Below are 15,370 nucleotides of genomic sequence, written 5' to 3'. Positions count from 1 at the left end.
TTAGGGAAAATTGCTCTGGTGTGATCTCCATACCCGATAGTTTACTCGCTCAGGCCATTAGTGTTAACAGGCCCTAGTTGTCTCAACTACACGACACAAGATCAAGCACGAAGACAGACCGAAGCCCTGCGCCAATCAGCGCAGGACTCCGTGCTCGCCATCAGTATGTCGCCACCAGATTGACTGCCGAAAAGGCCAGCGTGTCTTTGAGCCGCACGTAATACACACCTGCCGCAGGCGCGGTCAGCGTGCAGCTGTCCGCATTGCCCACCACTGCGGTACGGCAACTGTAGGCGGTATCGCTCGGCAATGCGCCGGCGCGCAGCGACAGATCGGCATTGCCGCTACCGCCGCTGAGCGCGACCCGCACACTGCGCGTGCCTGCCGGCACATTGACCCGGTAATACAACGAGCCACCGGCCGCTGCGGCCAGGCCGCTGCGTGCTGCATTGCTGGTCAACGTGGTCGAGGCGATCACCGCAGCCACCGCACCATCGGCGTTGACCAGCCCTGCCCCGCACCCCTGCGTACACGCCACCGGCAACGCACGCGCAGTGCTCTTGAGTATGGCTTCCACGCTGGCCGCACTGAGCGGATTGAGCGCTGCCGACTGCATCAACGCCACCACGCCGGCCACATGCGGCGCCGCCATCGAGGTGCCGCTGTAGACCGCGTAACTCGCACTGCCCGCCGCCGTGGTGCCGCTATTGAGCGTGGCCAGAATGGCTTGCCCGGGAGCGGCGATATCCACGCCCTGGCCGAAGTTGGAAAAGCTGGCCTTGGCCCCGGCCGACGTGGTCGCCGCCACCGCGATCACGTTCGGACAATTGGCAGGCACGCTGTTGACCACATCGCTATTGCTGTTGCCGGCCGCCACCACCACGCTGGTGCCGCGTGACACGGCACTGGCGATCGCATTGCTCAAGGTGGTCGAACAGGTACCAACACCGCCCAACGACAGATTGATCACCTTCGCCGGGGTCGGATTGGCCGGCACGCCGGATACCGTGCCGCCGGAGGCCCACACGATCGCATCGGCGATATCGGACAAATAGCCGCCGCAACGGCCCAGCACGCGCACCGGCAGCACCTTGGCGTTGAATGCCACACCTGCCGTGCCGGTGCCATTGTTGGCTGCCGCTGCAACGATGCCCGCTACGTGCGTGCCGTGCCAGCTGGAGCTGGACGCGCTGGCACCGCTACCGCAATCGTTGGCGGCGGCCCAGTCGCCCACATCGGCGGCGTTGGTGTCGCGCGCATTGCCATCGCGGGCGATGAAGGCCTCGCTGATGAAGTCGTAGCCGGCCAACACATTGGCCGACAACTCCGGATGCGAGGCGACGCCGGTATCGATCACTGCCACCACCGCGCCCTTGCCGGTCGCCTTGTCCCAGGCCGGCCGAACATTGATGCCGGCGGTCGTGGTGCCCAGCGCCCATTGCTCGGGCAAGCGGGTATCGTTGGGCACCAGCATCGGACGCAGCAGCATGTCCACTTCCACCCGTTTGACCGATGGATCGGCCGCCAGACGACGCATCAGGGTTTCCGAATCGACCCGATCCAGCGCGCGGTCGGCCACCAGCAATTGCGGCCCCACCCCAAGCCAGCGCGATGCCGACAACCCGAGGGCACGCCCGCGCCGCGCCGGCACAGCACTGGCAATCGCGCGCAACGAGCCGCTCAGACGTGCGCCGCGATTGCCGGCGCTGTTGTCCTTGTAGCTGACGATAAACCGCTGGTGGGCAGAGGCCGACCCCATCCCCTGCAGGCTGACATCGCCGGCAAACGCAGGCGCGGTGGCGCACAGCAACGTGCAGGCCAGCGCGATAGGGCGCAAGCCGTCGAACGGTAAATGGCGTATCGAATCCCCCCAAGGATGTCGGTTTGCAACACGAGGGCGCAGATGCCGCCTCGTCTCGCGGTGAGGCTCGCCGACTGGCGTTTCTACCCACCGGCCATGCTATCGACCGGGCAGGAGCGGACCTGAGCCTGGATCGGGGACCAAGCCTGGCAGGCCAATGTGTTCGTTAAGGATGGCGGGTCGGACAGACGGGAAACTGCTGCGCCGCCGCCGAGGCCGATGCGGTCCTGGCACGCAGCACATCGTCTGCAGCCCCACTGCCCCGCCGACGCGGGGCAGTGGGGCTGCACTGACGCAGCGAACCGCATCACGCAAACCAGCGCTACGCCAGCGGCAGACCGCTGGCGCAACAAACCGCCTTATGGGATCTGCGCGACCGTGCCAGCCGCATTGACAATGCCGCCGGCGCAACCGCCCGAGCAGGCGCCTGGCAGCGGACGCGCGGGGTTCTTCAGCAAGGTTTCCACCTGGCCCGGGCTCAGCCGGCCAGATGCCGCCGACTGCACCAGCGCAACCACGCCGGCCACATGCGGGTCCGCCATCGAGGTGCCGTTGTATGAGGCATCGCTAGCGCTGCCCGGCGTGGTGGTGCCGGTGTTGAGCGTTGACAGGATCGCCGAGCCCGGGCCGGAGATGTCGATGGTGGTGCCGACGTTGGAGAAGCTCGAACGCGCGCCGGCCGAGGTGAGGGACGCCACCGAGATCACGTTGGCGCAGCTGGCCGGGGTGAAGTTGGCCACGTTGGCGTTGCTGTTGCTGTTGCTGTTGCCGGCCGCCACCGCCACCGCCACGGTGGTGCCGCGCGACACCGCACCGTTGATGGCGTTCTGGTAGGTGCTCGAACAGGTGCCGCTGCCGCCCAGCGACATGTTGATCACTTCAGCCGGATTGGCATTGGCCGGAACACCCGAGACCGTGCCGCCGGAAGCCCAGACGATCGCATCGGCAATGTCGGAGCTGGTGCCGCCACACAGGCCCAGTGCACGGATCGGCACGATGCACGCATTGAACGCGGTGCCGGCCACGGGGGTGCCATGCCAGCTGGAATTGGCTCCGCCACGCCGCTACCGCACTGGTTGGCAGTCCGCCAGTCGCCCTGGTCGGCGGCATTGTTGTCACGGCCGTTGTTGTTGCGCGCACGCGCCGCATCGCTGATGAAGTCGTAGCCCGGCAGCACGTTCGCGTTGAGATCCGGGGTGGCTGGTGATGCCGGTGTCGATGAACGCACCTACCACGCCTGTGCCGGTGGCCTTGTCCCAGGCCGGACGGATGTTGAGGCCGGCGTTGGTGGTGCCGAAGCCCCACGGCTCGGGCAGGCCGCTATCGTTAGGAGTCAGCGTGGCGTGCAGCATCTGGTCAACTTCCGCTCTGCACGTTCGGGTCGGCGGCCAGCTGGCGTATCAGGGTTTCGGCTTCTTGACGGTCCAGTGCGGTCGGCCTTGATCAGCTCCGCACCAAGCGCAAGACGACGCACCGAGTTCAACCCCCAACGCCTTGCCCCCCGTGGCCGTAACCGAACGCGCAGCGGTGCGCAGCGAAGTGCTCAAGGACGCGCAGCGCTCATGTTCAGCCTAATCTCCAGAGTTTTTTGTCGGAATCAGACCGTTTGGCTGCGTGCGGACCCAAAAAAAGCCCCCGCGCTGACGCGCAAGGGCCTGGTTTTGACGCGGTGTGATTCACTCAGGACAGACGCACCAGCCACTCGTGACGGTCCGGAACGCCCCCGTACTGGATATCGGTGAGTTCCTGGCGCAGCGACATGGTCACCTCGCCGGCCGGCGCGGACAGATCGCCCACCGCAAAGCCATCGCCCTTCAGCTCGCCGATCGGGGTGACCACAGCTGCGGTGCCGCAGGCGAACACCTCAGTGATGTCCCCCGACGCCACGCCCTGCTTCCACTCGTCGATGGCGACCTTGCGCTCGATCACCTGCATGCCGCGGTCGCGGGCCAGTTGCAGGATGCTGTCGCGGGTGATGCCTTCCAGGATGCTGCCGGACAATTCCGGCGTCACCAGACTGCCGTCCTTGTAGACCAGGAACACGTTCATGCCGCCCAGTTCTTCGATGTACTTGCCTTCCACCGGGTCCAGGAACAGCACCTGCGAACAGCCCTGCGCATAGGCTTTTTGCTGCGGCAGCAGCGAGGCGGCGTAGTTGCCGCCGCACTTAGCCGCACCGGTGCCGCCCTTGGCCGCACGCGCGTACTCGGTGGACAACCAGATCGACACCGGCGCCACGCCCTTGGCGAAATACGGACCGGCGGGACTTGCGATGACGTAGTACGAGACCTTGTTCGCCGCACGCACACCCAGGAACGCCTCGTCGGCGATCATGAAGGGGCGAAAATACAAGCTGGTCTCCGGCGCCGACGGCACCCAGCTCGCATCCACCGCCACCAACTGGCGCAGCGATTCGACGAACAGGTCCACCGGTAGTTCCGGCAATGCCAGCCGGCGCGCCGAGCGCTGCAACCGCTGGCCATTGGCCTGCGGGCGGAAGGTCCAGATCGAGCCGTCGCCGTGCCGGTAAGCCTTGATGCCTTCGAAGATCTCCTGGCCGTAATGCAGCACCGAGGCCGCCGGATCCAGCTGCAGCGGGCCATACGCGCGTACCTGCGCGTCGTGCCAACCGAGCTCGTTGGTCCAGGAAATGGCGACCATGTGGTCGGTGAAATGCAGCCCGAAGCCTGGCTTGGCCAGGATCACGGACAGCTCGTCGGCACTGCGCGGCGACGGGGAACGGGTGGAAGCGAATGACACGGGCACTAGGAGTTTCCTATATGGCGGACGGAAGGACGCGCCACATGCTCGACATGGCGCCTGACGATCACAGCATGCCGGTCTCGAGACGGGCAGCTTCGGACATCATATGCCGGCCCCACGGCGGGTCGAAGACCAGCTCGACATCGGCCTCGGCAATGGTCGGGATCATCTCCACCTTGCTACGCACATCGTCGACCAGGATCTCGCCCATGCCGCAACCGGGCGCGGTGAGGGTCATCTTGACGTCCACACGGCGCTGGTTGTCTTCCTCGCGATGGCTGACCACCGCCTCGTAGACCAGGCCAAGGTCGACGATGTTGAACGGAATTTCCGGGTCGAAACAGGTGCGCAGCTGCTGCCACACCAGCGCTTCCACTTCTTCATCGCTGGCATTGGCGGGCAATTCCAGCCCGGGCGGGGGCTCCTTGCCAATCGCATCGCCATCCTTGCCGGCAATGCGGAACAGGTTGCCTTCGACAAAGACGGTATAGCTGCCACCCAGCGCCTGGGTGATATAGCCGTAACTGCCTGCGGGCAGGGTCACCGAATCGCCCTGCGGCACCATGACGGCATCGCAATCGCGTTCGAACTGGACGGGTTCGCTGCTACGGGAGTACATGGGTTGGATATGGGGCCGCGCCGGATGCGCGCAAGTCGACCATTCTAGCTGACCAGGGCAATGCCGCTGCCTGCGGCGATGCAGCGCCAGCGACGACGCTGCATTCCGTCTGCTGCATGTCATCCAAAGACAGCAGTGCATCGCAACGTGCGGCACGCGTTTATCATGTGCGTACTGTCAGGAGTTCCAATGCCGCCCACCAACGCGTCCGCCAGAACCGCCCACTGGCTCTGGCCCCCGCTCCTGCTGCTGGGATGCGTCACCGCCCTCATCGCCTGGATGCTCATTGCCCTTGCGCTTGGTCATCAGGCAGGCTGGATGGCGCTGCTGGTCGCGCTGGAAGTGGCCTGGATGCTGCGCCTGGGCACGCTGCGCGCCGGCAGCTTGCGCATCGGCGTCACGTGGGTGGCCACGGTCATCGTGATCGTCGTTGCCAACTGGGGCATCGCATCGGCACAACTTGGCGGCTCGCTGGGGCTGGACCCATGGACCTCGGCGCAAAAGATGGGCGCAGGCCTGGCGTGGACCTTGTTGCAGTTGCCCAATAGCGGCGTCGACTTGGCCTGTTATGTCGCGGCGCTGGTGCTTGGCTGGTGGGCCGCGCGCTGAGTCACGCGCGTTTCTCGCAGGCATGGGCGCGACGATGCGTTTGTGCAATGCGTTACGCGCACCGGGTTGGATAATCCGCAAGGGCACCTCGCAGCGCTCTTTGTGCGTTTGGAGAGCGCCAAGCCGGGTGCATTCGCCACGCGTGTCAACCGAATCCGCGCTCGCCCGTTGACGTTGTATCGTCTCTGAGGAAGCTACGCTGTGCTGGTGGGAACCCCTTTCGATCCGCAGCTCTCTATCCCTGCCACCACTGCGCCCGTGTCGCTGGACGCTTTTCTGGCCGGCATCGGCCCGCGTGCGTTCCGTTTTGCCGAGGCCGGCCTGCGTCACCGCGAAGACGCGCTGGATGCCGTGCAGGACGCCATGGTGAAGCTACTCGGCTACCGCGAGCGGCCGGCCACCGAATGGACACCGTTGTTCTGGAGCATTCTGCGCAGCCGCATCATCGATCTGCAGCGGCGACGCACCTTCCGGCTGAAGTTCTGGGCGCCGGCCGAACGTTCCGACGACGAAGGCACCATCGATTGGGCCGACCCCGGCACCGGCCCGGTCGACGCACAGCAACATCAACAGACCTACCAACGCCTGGCCGAAGCCCTGCGCAGCCTGCCCGCGCGCCAGCGCGAAGCATTCACGCTGCGCGTACTGGAAGACCTGGACGTGGCCACCACCGCCAAGGCGATGGGCTGCTCCGAAGGCTCGGTCAAAACTCACCTGTCGCGTGCACGCGACGCGTTGCAAAAACAGTTCGAGGATTTCCTGTGAACCGCTCCCACGATCCGGCCCGGTTCGACGCGCAACTGCGTCAACTGCATACCACCGCGCTCACCAGCCTGCCCCCGCAGACACTGGTGCGCCTGCGCCAGGCCCGTCACGCGACCACTCCCTCGCGCAACCGGCGCGGTTACTGGTTGCTGGCGACCGCGTGTTCGGGGTTGCTGGCGATCGGCATCGGCCTGCAACTGCGTCCGGGCGGATCGGCAAGCCCGGGCACCGCACAGAGCCAGGCAATCACCGATAGCGACGACTTGCTGACCCAGAACCCGGACCTGTATGTGTGGCTCGGGTCCGACACCCCCTTGGCCATGGAATGAGCACGATGACCCGCACCACCCGCCTGCTATTGACCCTGTTGCTGTGCGCCGGGTCCTGCGCGTCGCTGTTGGCCCAGGCCGCTCCGCCAGGCCCGCCTGGGCCGCCGCCGTCCGACGGCCCCGGCCCACGTGGTCCGGGACCGCGCGAGGCGGAAACGCCGATGCCCGAGTGGGAGAAACTGACCCAGCAGCAGCGCCAGGTGCTGATCGATGCGCTGCGCGAACGCTGGAACGAGGTGCCCGATGAACGTCCGCGCATGTATCGCCACGCACGCCGCTGGCTGGACATGACCCCGGAACAGCGCACGCAGGCCAAGGCCGGCATGGACCGCTTTCGCAACATGAGCCCCGAGCAGCGCCGCGAAGCCAAGGCCTTGTTCGAAGGCATGCGCACGCTCAACCAGCAACAACGCAACGCGCTGCAGCAACGCTGGCAGAAGATGAGCCCGGCCGAACGCAGCGCCTGGCTACGCGAGCATCCGCCGGTAGACGATTGAGCGATCGCTGACGATCAAGCGATATCGCACGCCATTGCGCGTGCCATCGTGCGGACTGACTTCGCGTATCAGCCAGTGAACGGATCAACGCCGCGATCCAGTCGCGGCAGCGCCGATCGCACGGACTCAGGGCAGCAGCACCGCTTGCAGCAACGGCGCCAGCACCCGTTCGGGCGCAAATGCGAGCAGCCCCTCGTGTCTGCGGTCGATTGCCAGCCAGGCATACCCGTGCACCGCGCTCCAGGCCAACAGGGTGCGCTGCTCCAGCACCTGCGCAGTCGGCGCGCTCCCGTGCAGCGCGATCCACTGCATCCGCACCCTCTCGCGCAGACACGCCATCGCCGCTGCACTGGCATGCAACAGTCTGGGCAAGCTGCGCGAGCGCAGATCCAGCCCCAGCATCAGCCGGAAGTGCTGCGCAAACGCGCAGGGATGCGGATGTAGCCCAACCCGCATCCCAGTAGCGGATCGGCCAGCTCCTGGTGGGTCGCGAGAATCTGATCGAGCATGCGCTCGTAGCCGTCAGCAGCCAGCTCAGACAACAGCCCGTCGAGCGAGCCGAAATGATGCGCCGGCGCGGCATGCGAGACGCCGGCGCAGAGTGCGCAACGCCAGTTCCGTGGGTTCGGTATCGCGCCGAGCGCGTTCGCACCGTTCGAAAATTGGCTGCATCAGCGGAGCGGGAAGCGCTTCGCCGATGTCGATGCAACGCAGCGCCTTGCGAAATTTGATTGTCCTGCGCTGATCATTCACGACCGCCGCGACCGGGAAACGCCGTGGGAAGAAGGGGGCGCGTTTTGCCGCACTGTGGGCCGGCGCGTAGTTGGTGAGCACCGAGCGGCTGGGCCATGACCCCCTGGTCGATTATGCATCGGCGATGACCAGGCGATGCAGTTCATCGGCCCGGCGTCGCCTTGAGACGCCGGCACGCAACACGGTTACCCGGCAATGATCGTCGCGCCCATCGCAAGCAGCCGCCGGCTGGCTAGCTAACGGCTACTGCAGCGACGTTCGCTATCGCCAAGCACGGTCTGCGCCGTGCGGGAACTGCAGTGATGCCGATGGCATCGGCACGTCGCCGACTGATCGCATTGCCCAGCTCATGCGCATCGCGTTCAGTGCACGGTGCCGTTATGCAGCGGATCCAGGCGGTCAATCACGCCCTGCATTGCGCTGTCGAAAGCGCCGTCGTTGATGTTTTCGCGCAAGCGACCCAGCCGCACCATCGCCGCCAGCTCTTCCGGCGAGGCGACGCAAAAACGCACGCCACGGCGATTGACGAACAGCAGCCGTTGCGAAATCGGGCTCACCCAGGACAGCTTGCCGGCCTGCACCTTGCCGTCCTTATCGACGAAGTCCAGCCAGGTGCCGATGTCCATCGCACGGAAACGCGTGGCGTGGGCGCTGTCGACGCTCTGCGCCACCGCTTCGGCGCCCAGCACCACATTGATGCTCTCGGCGGCCGGCGGCGGCAGGTTGACCTGCGGCAATTCGGGCAGGAACTTTTCCAGTTCCGGGCGCGCTTCAGCAATCGCCTGCAAGGTGTCGTGCAGCGCACCGATCGCCACCACCACCGCATCGCCATGCAGGCCGATGCTGGCGAACACGCGATACAGCGCCGGCTGCCAGACCTGCAGCCACGGTTTGCCGACGATATGGCAACGCGCCTCGGCCAGTTCTTCCAGCACGCCATCGGCCAACGCCAGTGCTTCGACAGTGCCAGGGCCTTCGTCGCCGTCGCGCAGGATCGCCATGGCCAGATGATGCAGCCAGGGCTGGCGCAGGAAATCTTCCACTGCCTTGGGCAGAGCCACGCCGGCCAGCACGCGCTGCTCCAGTTCGAACAACGCGCGGCTGCGTGCCAGTTCGAGTTTTTCCTGCCCGCGCTGGGTCTCGGTGGCGCGACGCTCTGCGATCTCCACCCGGCGCCGGTGCTGAGACAGGAAGTCGCGGAATTCTTCTTCCAGGGTCTGAAAGATCGCCAGGTTCTCGTTGAATTCGGCAACCAGGCGGTCGACAATTTCCTCAACCTTGCCAATCAGCATACGCTCGGCGGCGCTGTCGCCGTTGTTGCCTTCGCAGGCCTCGGCCAGCGAGTTGAGCAGGCGCCGCGCGGGATGGGTTTTCTGCACGAACATCTTGCGATCCAGCAGCGCGACCTTGACGAACGGCACCACCAGCCTGCCGATCATCTCGCGCGAGCGATTTTCCAGATCGCGCTCGTCCAGCATCACATCGAACAGCATGCCGACCAGATCGATCGCATCCTCGTCCATCGGATCCAGCCGTGCGGTGGCCGGATCCACGCCCAGCCGGGTGGCGCTGGACAGCACTTCGTTCTTCAAACGCTGCGCCAGCGATTCGTTGTCTTCGCCAATGGCCGCGCCCAGCGTCGCGCTTGGCGTGGCCTGCAGCAGCGACAGCACCGACATCATTTCGTGCTGGCTCAAGGGGCGTTGCTGGCCCACTGCCACCGTTGCCGCAGACGCGGCGCTCTCGCGCACGCTACGGGTCTGCTGCAGCAATTCGTGCAGCGCTTCGAGCAGCATGCCCTGGCTACCGCCAGGATGATCGGCGTCGGCATCCATCCCACCTGCGCTGCTGCCGCCATTGGCATGGCCGCGCTGGGTGGCGGCCTGCATGCGGCCTCGGCTATGCGCCCAGCGGTCCAGAAAGTGGTTGACCCAGGCCGGCGCGTATTGGTCGTTCTGATCGTCGCCGCCCATGTCGGCACCCGCGCCCTGTCCCTGGCCATCGGCCTGCGCGCTCTCTTCGGGCGTCTGGCCGCGCGGCTGCGTGCGTGGCGGCTGACGCTTGGGTTGCGACATTTCCGGCATCACGCCCGCCTTGAGCAGGGTTTCGTCCAGGCGCGTGTACAACTTGCCGATCGGCTCGGCCAGGTCGCGCTCGCAGAGCTTGATCAGCACCAGGCGCACTTCCGGCGCCAGGTCGCAGATTGCGAAGGCCTCGTGGATGGCCACGCCCAGATGTTCCGGGCCAATCGGGTTGGTGTCGGCTACCAGTTCCAGGCCGCCGGCGATCCAGCCCAGGCGGCGATTCACCCGTGCCAGTACCTGTTTGAAGTCGCGCAGCAGCACAGTGGCCAGATTGCGCACTGCCAGCCGCGATTCCAGCACGTGTTCGGGTACCAGGCTCAGCGGGCCGGTGCCGATTTCGCAGGCCAGCACCACCTCGGCCGACAGCGGCATGCCCAGTACCAGTGCTTGCCAGCCATCTTCCAGCTGTTGGCGGAAGCGGTCGGCCACGTCGTCACGCTTGCGACGCAACTCGCGCATGCCATCGAGAAACAGCAACTGCGATGTGCCTGCGGATTCGGCGCGATCGAACAGGACATCGTCGAAATGTGCGACTGCAGCGGCAAACACCTGCGCAATTGCCGGCACGAACGCGGCCTGCGCCTGTTCAAGCAAGCGTTGGTCACGGCCCGGATGTCCCGACGGACTGGGCTGAAAAGTCATGCGCAAAGGCTCCCCGCCCCTGCAGGCGTAAAAATATTCAAACAGGAAGAAACGGACGCGGCCCCAAATTGCGCTGCCGCATGGTAGGCGTTTCGCTCACCCGTTAAATGTGATGAATCTCTCACTTTACTCGTGACCGCCCGTGGTTTGCGTGTCAAGTGAACATCGTAGCTTGCATCGCTGCAGTGGCGCTTGCCAAGCCCTGTATACGCTGGCGAGAGTTAAGCCTTGCGCTTGTCAAGCCCGTCCGGGCCATCGGCCCGGCCTGGCTGTCACCGCATGTGTCCGGCTCGGCACGATGCGGCGGGCGTTGGGAAGGGCCTGTCTATAATTGCGGTTCCGTTGCCTTGATGTGGACATATGCACGCACCGTATTCGCTCCAGGCGCTGGACGCGCGCCGTTCGGTCCCCTCCAAACAGCTCGGCGAACCCGGCCCCGATGAGGACACCCTGCTGCGCATGCTCACCTCGGCGGTGCGCGTGCCCGATCACGGCAAGCTGGTGCCGTTCCGCTTTCTGCGCATCAGCGGCGACGCGCGCCAGGCATTGGGCGATTTCCTGGCCGAACGCACCCAGGCGGCCGACCCGCTGGCATCGGCCGCAGCGATCGCAAAAGAACGCTGGCGCTTCAACGATGCGCCCCTGGCGATCGTCGTCATCGCTTCGCTGCGTCCCGAACACAAGGTGCCCGAACAGGAACAACTGCTGACCGCCGGCTGCGTGTGTTTTGCACTGCTGCAGGCAGCGCAGGCGCACGGTTTTGGTGCGCAGTGGCTGAGCGCGTGGATGGCCTACGACCCGGCGGTGACCGGCTATCTGGGCCTGGAAGAAAACGAGCGGATCGCCGGCTTCATCCACATCGGCACGCCACGCATGCAGGTGCCCGAGCGCGAACGCCCGGATCCGCGTGCGCTGCTGCGCGACTGGACACCGTGAGCACGCTGGCCACGACGACCGACGGCGCGCCGCCCGCCAGCGCGCGCGCCAACCCGCTGTATCTGGTCGATGCCAGCCTGTACGTCTTCCGCGCCTGGCATTCCATCCCGGACGAATTTCAGGATGCGCAGGGCTGGCCGACCAATGCGGTACATGGCTTTGCGCGCTTCCTTCTGGACCTGCTCGAACGCGAAGACCCCGCGCACATCACCATTGCCTTCGACGAAGCACTGGACAGTTGTTTTCGCCACGCGCTGTACCCCGCTTACAAAGGCAATCGCACCCCGGCACCGGACGCGCTGCGCCGCCAGTTCGCCCACTGCAAGGCCTTGTGCGCAGCATTGGGCCTGAGCGTGCTGGCCCACCGCGATTACGAAGCCGACGATCTGATCGGCAGCGCCTTGCACGGCGCGCGTGCGCAGGGCTTGCGCGGGGTGATCGTGTCGGCCGACAAGGACCTGTCGCAGTTGTTGTTCGAACACGACGAGCAATGGGACTACGCCCGCAACCAACGCTGGGACATGCACGGGGTCAAGGCGCGCTACGGCGTGCATGCGCACCAGATCGCCGATTATCTGGCGCTGTGCGGCGATGCGATCGACAACATCCCCGGCGTCACCGGTATCGGCGCCAAGTCCGCGGCCGTCTTGCTGGCGCATTTCGGCAGCCTGGATGCCTTGCTCGAACGCGTGGACGAACTCCCCTTCTTGCGCCTGCGTGGCGCCGCGCAAATGGCGGTGCGGCTGCGCGAACAACGCGAACATGCCTTGCTGTGGCGCCAACTCAGCACGATTGCGCTCGACACGCCGTTGGCGCTGACAGAAGCCGGTTTCACGCGTGCGCACGCCGACGCAGACATGCTGACCGGATTGTGCGAGAGCCTGCGCTTTGGCCCGCTCACCCGGCGCCGGCTGCTGGCCGCGTGCACCGGCGCGCCGGCAGCGCTTTCCACCGTTTCCCTGGCACAAGGTCTGCACCGATGAACCGACACGACACCCCACCCACCGTGGTCTACGAAGGCAAGTACCAGCGCATGGTCGTGCGCGGCACCTGGGAGTATTCCGAGCGCGTGCATGCCGGCGGCTTGGCCGCGATCATCGTGGCGGTGACGCCGGATGATGCGATGTTGTTCGTCGAACAGTTCCGCGTACCGCTGCAGGCGCGCACCATCGAGATGCCGGCTGGCCTGGTTGGCGATGTGCATGCAGACGAATCGATAGAGCTGTCGGCGATTCGCGAGCTGGAAGAAGAAACCGGCTGGACCGCCGAGCATGCCGAAGTGCTGATGATCGGCCCGACCTCGGCCGGCGCCAGCAGCGAGAAGGTCGCCTTCGTACGCGCCACCGGACTGCGCAAGGTCGGCGAAGGCGGCGGCGATGCCAGCGAAGACATCACCGTGCACGAAATCCCGCGCGCGCAGGTCGGCGCCTGGCTGGTGCAGAAAATGGCCGAGGGCTACCAGATGGATCCAAAACTATGGGCCGGGCTGTATCTGGTCGATCACGCACTGGACGGCACCCCGCGTGCCTGAAGTGACGACTGAAGCGACATCTGCCCGTTTGCTGGGCGCCGACGATCCCGCAGCGTTTACTGTCATCAACGCGCACGCCACATCGCCATGGCTGCTGATCGCCGATCACGCCGGTCAGCGCGTGCCGTGGCGGCTTGCTAACCTGGGCCTGCCGCAGCACGAACTGGATCGCCATATCGGCTGGGACATCGGCATTACCGAAGTCACTCGCTTGTTGGCCGATGCGCTCGATGCGTTCGCCATCGCCCAGAGTTATTCGCGCCTGGTGATCGACTGCAACCGCCCGCACGGCGCCGCCAGCCTGATGCCCGACGTCAGCGATGGCACGCCGATTCCCGGCAATCTGGCGCTAACGGCCACTGATCGGCAACAGCGCATCGATGAAATCTTCGCGCCGTATCACGCGCGTATCGTTGCAGAACTCGATGCGCGCCAGGCACGCCATCAACCGACGCTGCTGGTGTCGATGCACAGCTTCACCCCAGCGATGGCCGGCAACGCGCGGCCCTGGCATGCCGGCGTGTTGTACAACCACGACACACGGCTGGCGCACCGCTTATTGCAAGCCTTGCGCAACGAGCCGAATCTGGTGGTCGGCGACAACCAGCCCTACGCGGTCAGCGACACCAGCGACTACGCGATTCCGGTTTACGGCGAAGGCCGGGGACTGCTGCATGTGGAGCTGGAATTGCGCCAGGATCTGATTGCCGATGCGGCTGGGCAACAAGCGTGGGCCGATCGATTGGCGCGCATTTTTCCGCCGTTGGCTGAGCTTTCAGGCGACAAGCAAATACGTTTCTAGCAGAGAATGCAACGACTCAAGTTTCAAGTGCAACACTGATCCACTGCAAACCCGCGTTTCTGTCACATCACCTAAGGCAACGCTGATCAAGCACCAGCATCAAGAACCCGCCCAACGGTTGAAGACTCAACGCTACTGACGTGCGTCACAAGCCCGAGAGACTGGTTAAAAACACAGGATATTGGTGACTTGAAGCGGTGTGCGCCGGCTGGCGCAGCCCACGGTGCCCTTGTCGGGCGCAGTTATCCCACCAAGCGGGTGCGTGACAGGTACACAGTCGCCAACCCCAGCGCCACAAAGCTACGGTTGGCGTTGTTGGCCAAACCGCGATAACGCACCTTGGCAAACCCCCACAAGCGCTTGACCACCGCAAAGACATGCTCCACACGCGCGCGCACCTTCTACCACTGCTGCCCTTTGCGGCTCTGGTGCATCTCACCATCCCGCGGCTTGTCTGCATTCTCGGTCGAGCTCGGCGCTGCCATCAGCGTGGCATCCAAGATCGTGCCGGTGCCAACCTTCAGCCCGGGTACCTGCAACTGCGCGTTGACCTCAGCGAACAACTCGCTTCCCAGGTCATAACGCTCCAACAAGTGGCGAAACTTCAGCAGCGTCGTCGCATCCTGCACCCGCTCACGGCCCAGGTCGATCCCAACAAAGACCCGCAACGCGGTGCTGTCCAGCAACGCTTCTTCGCACGCCTGAACCGCCCCGGGTTTTCCCGGAGACCCCTTGGTTTGAGTCACGCCGACATGGCGGACTCATGAGAGTGGGAATAGTCGTTGGCCTCAGCTTGCGCGCGATCTCCAGGGTGTTGGGGGAGAAGCCCGTCGACAGTGCGTCGGGCGTTGGCCAGGCAGGACAGCACGGCCTCTTGCGCGCGCAGTGCGAGGAGACGTTACCGGGCACGGCGTCAGCACAGCATCCGGCGGCGGCTGAACCCGGGGACGGAGCTGTTCCAGGTGCTGCGTGATCATCTGCTGCTGTGGCGCTGCTCGCCCCAGCAGATGGCTGCCAAGCTCTCGCGCATGCATCCGGATGATCCTACCCAACGCGTTAGCCACGAGACCATGTACGCCAGCACCGACGCCCATCCGCATGGGGGCTTGAAGAAAGAATTGGTCCAGGCGCTGCCCCAGCACACACCATCGCGCGGATGACGGCGTACGACTGCTGCCA

Annotated in this window: 12 protein-coding genes and 5 pseudogenes; 9 read left to right on the top strand and 8 right to left on the bottom strand. The window is 65.3% G+C overall.

Features of this window, described 5'->3' with window-relative positions:
- Positions 1 to 160: 160 nt before the first annotated feature.
- From XpopCFBP1817_RS14690 to sufT, 4 genes and pseudogenes are all read right to left on the bottom strand, one after another.
- Positions 161 to 1,759 carry a S8 family peptidase gene (locus XpopCFBP1817_RS14690; RefSeq protein WP_425479117.1) on the bottom strand — a complete coding sequence of 533 codons (1,599 nt, stop codon included), beginning with the start codon at positions 1,757 to 1,759 and terminating at the stop codon, positions 161 to 163.
- A gap of 476 nt (positions 1,760 to 2,235) precedes the next feature.
- Positions 2,236 to 3,408: pseudogene (locus XpopCFBP1817_RS14685) on the bottom strand (S8 family serine peptidase); the annotation flags it as partial.
- Between the two features lie 133 nt (positions 3,409 to 3,541).
- Positions 3,542 to 4,627 carry a branched-chain amino acid aminotransferase gene (locus tag XpopCFBP1817_RS14680; RefSeq protein ID WP_128417679.1) on the bottom strand — a complete coding sequence of 362 codons (1,086 nt, stop codon included), beginning with the start codon at positions 4,625 to 4,627 and terminating at the stop codon, positions 3,542 to 3,544.
- A gap of 61 nt (positions 4,628 to 4,688) precedes the next feature.
- A complete protein-coding gene (sufT, locus tag XpopCFBP1817_RS14675) occupies positions 4,689 to 5,243 on the bottom strand; it encodes a putative Fe-S cluster assembly protein SufT (protein ID WP_010367352.1) in 555 nt (184 codons plus the stop codon).
- A 189-nt stretch (positions 5,244 to 5,432) separates the two neighbouring features.
- On the opposite strand from sufT, the gene XpopCFBP1817_RS14670 reads away from it, so the two are divergent.
- From XpopCFBP1817_RS14670 to XpopCFBP1817_RS14655, 4 genes are all read left to right on the top strand, one after another.
- Positions 5,433 to 5,852, top strand: coding sequence for a hypothetical protein (locus XpopCFBP1817_RS14670; protein WP_128417681.1), 420 nt, complete (start codon positions 5,433 to 5,435; stop codon positions 5,850 to 5,852).
- 201 nt (positions 5,853 to 6,053) lie between these two features.
- Complete coding sequence (locus XpopCFBP1817_RS14665; protein WP_128417678.1) at positions 6,054 to 6,617, top strand: RNA polymerase sigma factor; 564 nt, start codon at positions 6,054 to 6,056, stop codon at positions 6,615 to 6,617.
- On the top strand, positions 6,614 to 6,946 hold the full coding sequence (locus XpopCFBP1817_RS14660) for a hypothetical protein (protein ID WP_128417677.1): 333 nt from the start codon (positions 6,614 to 6,616) through the stop codon (positions 6,944 to 6,946). The genes XpopCFBP1817_RS14665 and XpopCFBP1817_RS14660 overlap by 4 nt, the downstream gene beginning before the upstream one ends.
- Positions 6,947 to 6,951: 5 nt before the next feature.
- On the top strand, positions 6,952 to 7,443 hold the full coding sequence (locus XpopCFBP1817_RS14655; RefSeq protein WP_128417676.1) for a DUF3106 domain-containing protein: 492 nt from the start codon (positions 6,952 to 6,954) through the stop codon (positions 7,441 to 7,443).
- Between the two features lie 126 nt (positions 7,444 to 7,569).
- Here the strand turns inward: XpopCFBP1817_RS14655 and XpopCFBP1817_RS14650 are convergent.
- Positions 7,570 to 8,051: pseudogene (locus XpopCFBP1817_RS14650) on the bottom strand (TetR/AcrR family transcriptional regulator); the annotation flags it as partial.
- Here XpopCFBP1817_RS14650 and XpopCFBP1817_RS23755 point away from each other — a divergent pair.
- Positions 8,035 to 8,361 (top strand): annotated as a pseudogene (locus tag XpopCFBP1817_RS23755) (alpha/beta fold hydrolase); the annotation flags it as partial. The pseudogenes XpopCFBP1817_RS14650 and XpopCFBP1817_RS23755 sit on opposite strands and share 17 nt — an antisense overlap.
- 197 nt (positions 8,362 to 8,558) lie before the next feature.
- Here XpopCFBP1817_RS23755 and XpopCFBP1817_RS14640 read toward each other — a convergent pair.
- Positions 8,559 to 10,922, bottom strand: coding sequence for a DUF1631 domain-containing protein (locus XpopCFBP1817_RS14640; protein WP_128417675.1), 2,364 nt, complete (start codon positions 10,920 to 10,922; stop codon positions 8,559 to 8,561).
- A gap of 360 nt (positions 10,923 to 11,282) precedes the next feature.
- Between XpopCFBP1817_RS14640 and XpopCFBP1817_RS14635 the strand changes: the two genes are divergently transcribed.
- From XpopCFBP1817_RS14635 to XpopCFBP1817_RS14620, 4 genes are read left to right on the top strand one after another with little or no spacing between them, the layout of a single operon-like run.
- Positions 11,283 to 11,858, top strand: a complete 576-nt coding sequence (locus tag XpopCFBP1817_RS14635) for a nitroreductase family protein (protein ID WP_128417674.1) — start codon at positions 11,283 to 11,285, stop codon at positions 11,856 to 11,858.
- Entirely contained in the window at positions 11,855 to 12,841 is a 987-nt protein-coding gene (locus XpopCFBP1817_RS14630; RefSeq protein ID WP_128417673.1) for a 5'-3' exonuclease, read from the top strand. Before XpopCFBP1817_RS14635 ends, XpopCFBP1817_RS14630 begins: the two co-directional genes overlap by 4 nt.
- A complete protein-coding gene (locus XpopCFBP1817_RS14625) occupies positions 12,838 to 13,389 on the top strand; it encodes an NUDIX hydrolase (protein ID WP_128417672.1) in 552 nt (183 codons plus the stop codon). The genes XpopCFBP1817_RS14630 and XpopCFBP1817_RS14625 overlap by 4 nt, the downstream gene beginning before the upstream one ends.
- On the top strand, positions 13,382 to 14,191 hold the full coding sequence (locus tag XpopCFBP1817_RS14620; protein WP_128417671.1) for an N-formylglutamate amidohydrolase: 810 nt from the start codon (positions 13,382 to 13,384) through the stop codon (positions 14,189 to 14,191). The genes XpopCFBP1817_RS14625 and XpopCFBP1817_RS14620 overlap by 8 nt, the downstream gene beginning before the upstream one ends.
- A gap of 242 nt (positions 14,192 to 14,433) precedes the next feature.
- Here XpopCFBP1817_RS14620 and XpopCFBP1817_RS24035 read toward each other — a convergent pair.
- Together XpopCFBP1817_RS24035 and XpopCFBP1817_RS24030 are read right to left on the bottom strand one after the other, a co-directional pair.
- Positions 14,434 to 14,592, bottom strand: a pseudogene (locus tag XpopCFBP1817_RS24035) (transposase); the annotation flags it as partial.
- Between the two features lie 3 nt (positions 14,593 to 14,595).
- Positions 14,596 to 14,892 (bottom strand): annotated as a pseudogene (locus tag XpopCFBP1817_RS24030) (IS5/IS1182 family transposase); the annotation flags it as partial.
- Positions 14,893 to 15,370 lie beyond the last annotated feature (478 nt).

This window comes from Xanthomonas populi (assembly GCF_002940065.1).
GTDB lineage: Bacteria > Pseudomonadota > Gammaproteobacteria > Xanthomonadales > Xanthomonadaceae > Xanthomonas > Xanthomonas populi.
This window is presented reverse-complemented; position numbering and strand designations above follow the sequence as displayed.

Coding starts and splice junctions, on each gene's coding strand:
- XpopCFBP1817_RS14635 (WP_128417674.1), top strand. CDS start 11,283: ATGCACGCACCGTATTCGCTCCAGGCGCTGGACGCGCGCCGTTCGGTC.
- XpopCFBP1817_RS14670 (WP_128417681.1), top strand. CDS start 5,433: ATGCCGCCCACCAACGCGTCCGCCAGAACCGCCCACTGGCTCTGGCCC.
- XpopCFBP1817_RS14640 (WP_128417675.1), bottom strand. CDS start 10,922: ATGACTTTTCAGCCCAGTCCGTCGGGACATCCGGGCCGTGACCAACGC.
- sufT (WP_010367352.1), bottom strand. CDS start 5,243: ATGTACTCCCGTAGCAGCGAACCCGTCCAGTTCGAACGCGATTGCGAT.
- XpopCFBP1817_RS14655 (WP_128417676.1), top strand. CDS start 6,952: ATGACCCGCACCACCCGCCTGCTATTGACCCTGTTGCTGTGCGCCGGG.
- XpopCFBP1817_RS14690 (WP_425479117.1), bottom strand. CDS start 1,759: ATGGGGTCGGCCTCTGCCCACCAGCGGTTTATCGTCAGCTACAAGGAC.
- XpopCFBP1817_RS14625 (WP_128417672.1), top strand. CDS start 12,838: ATGAACCGACACGACACCCCACCCACCGTGGTCTACGAAGGCAAGTAC.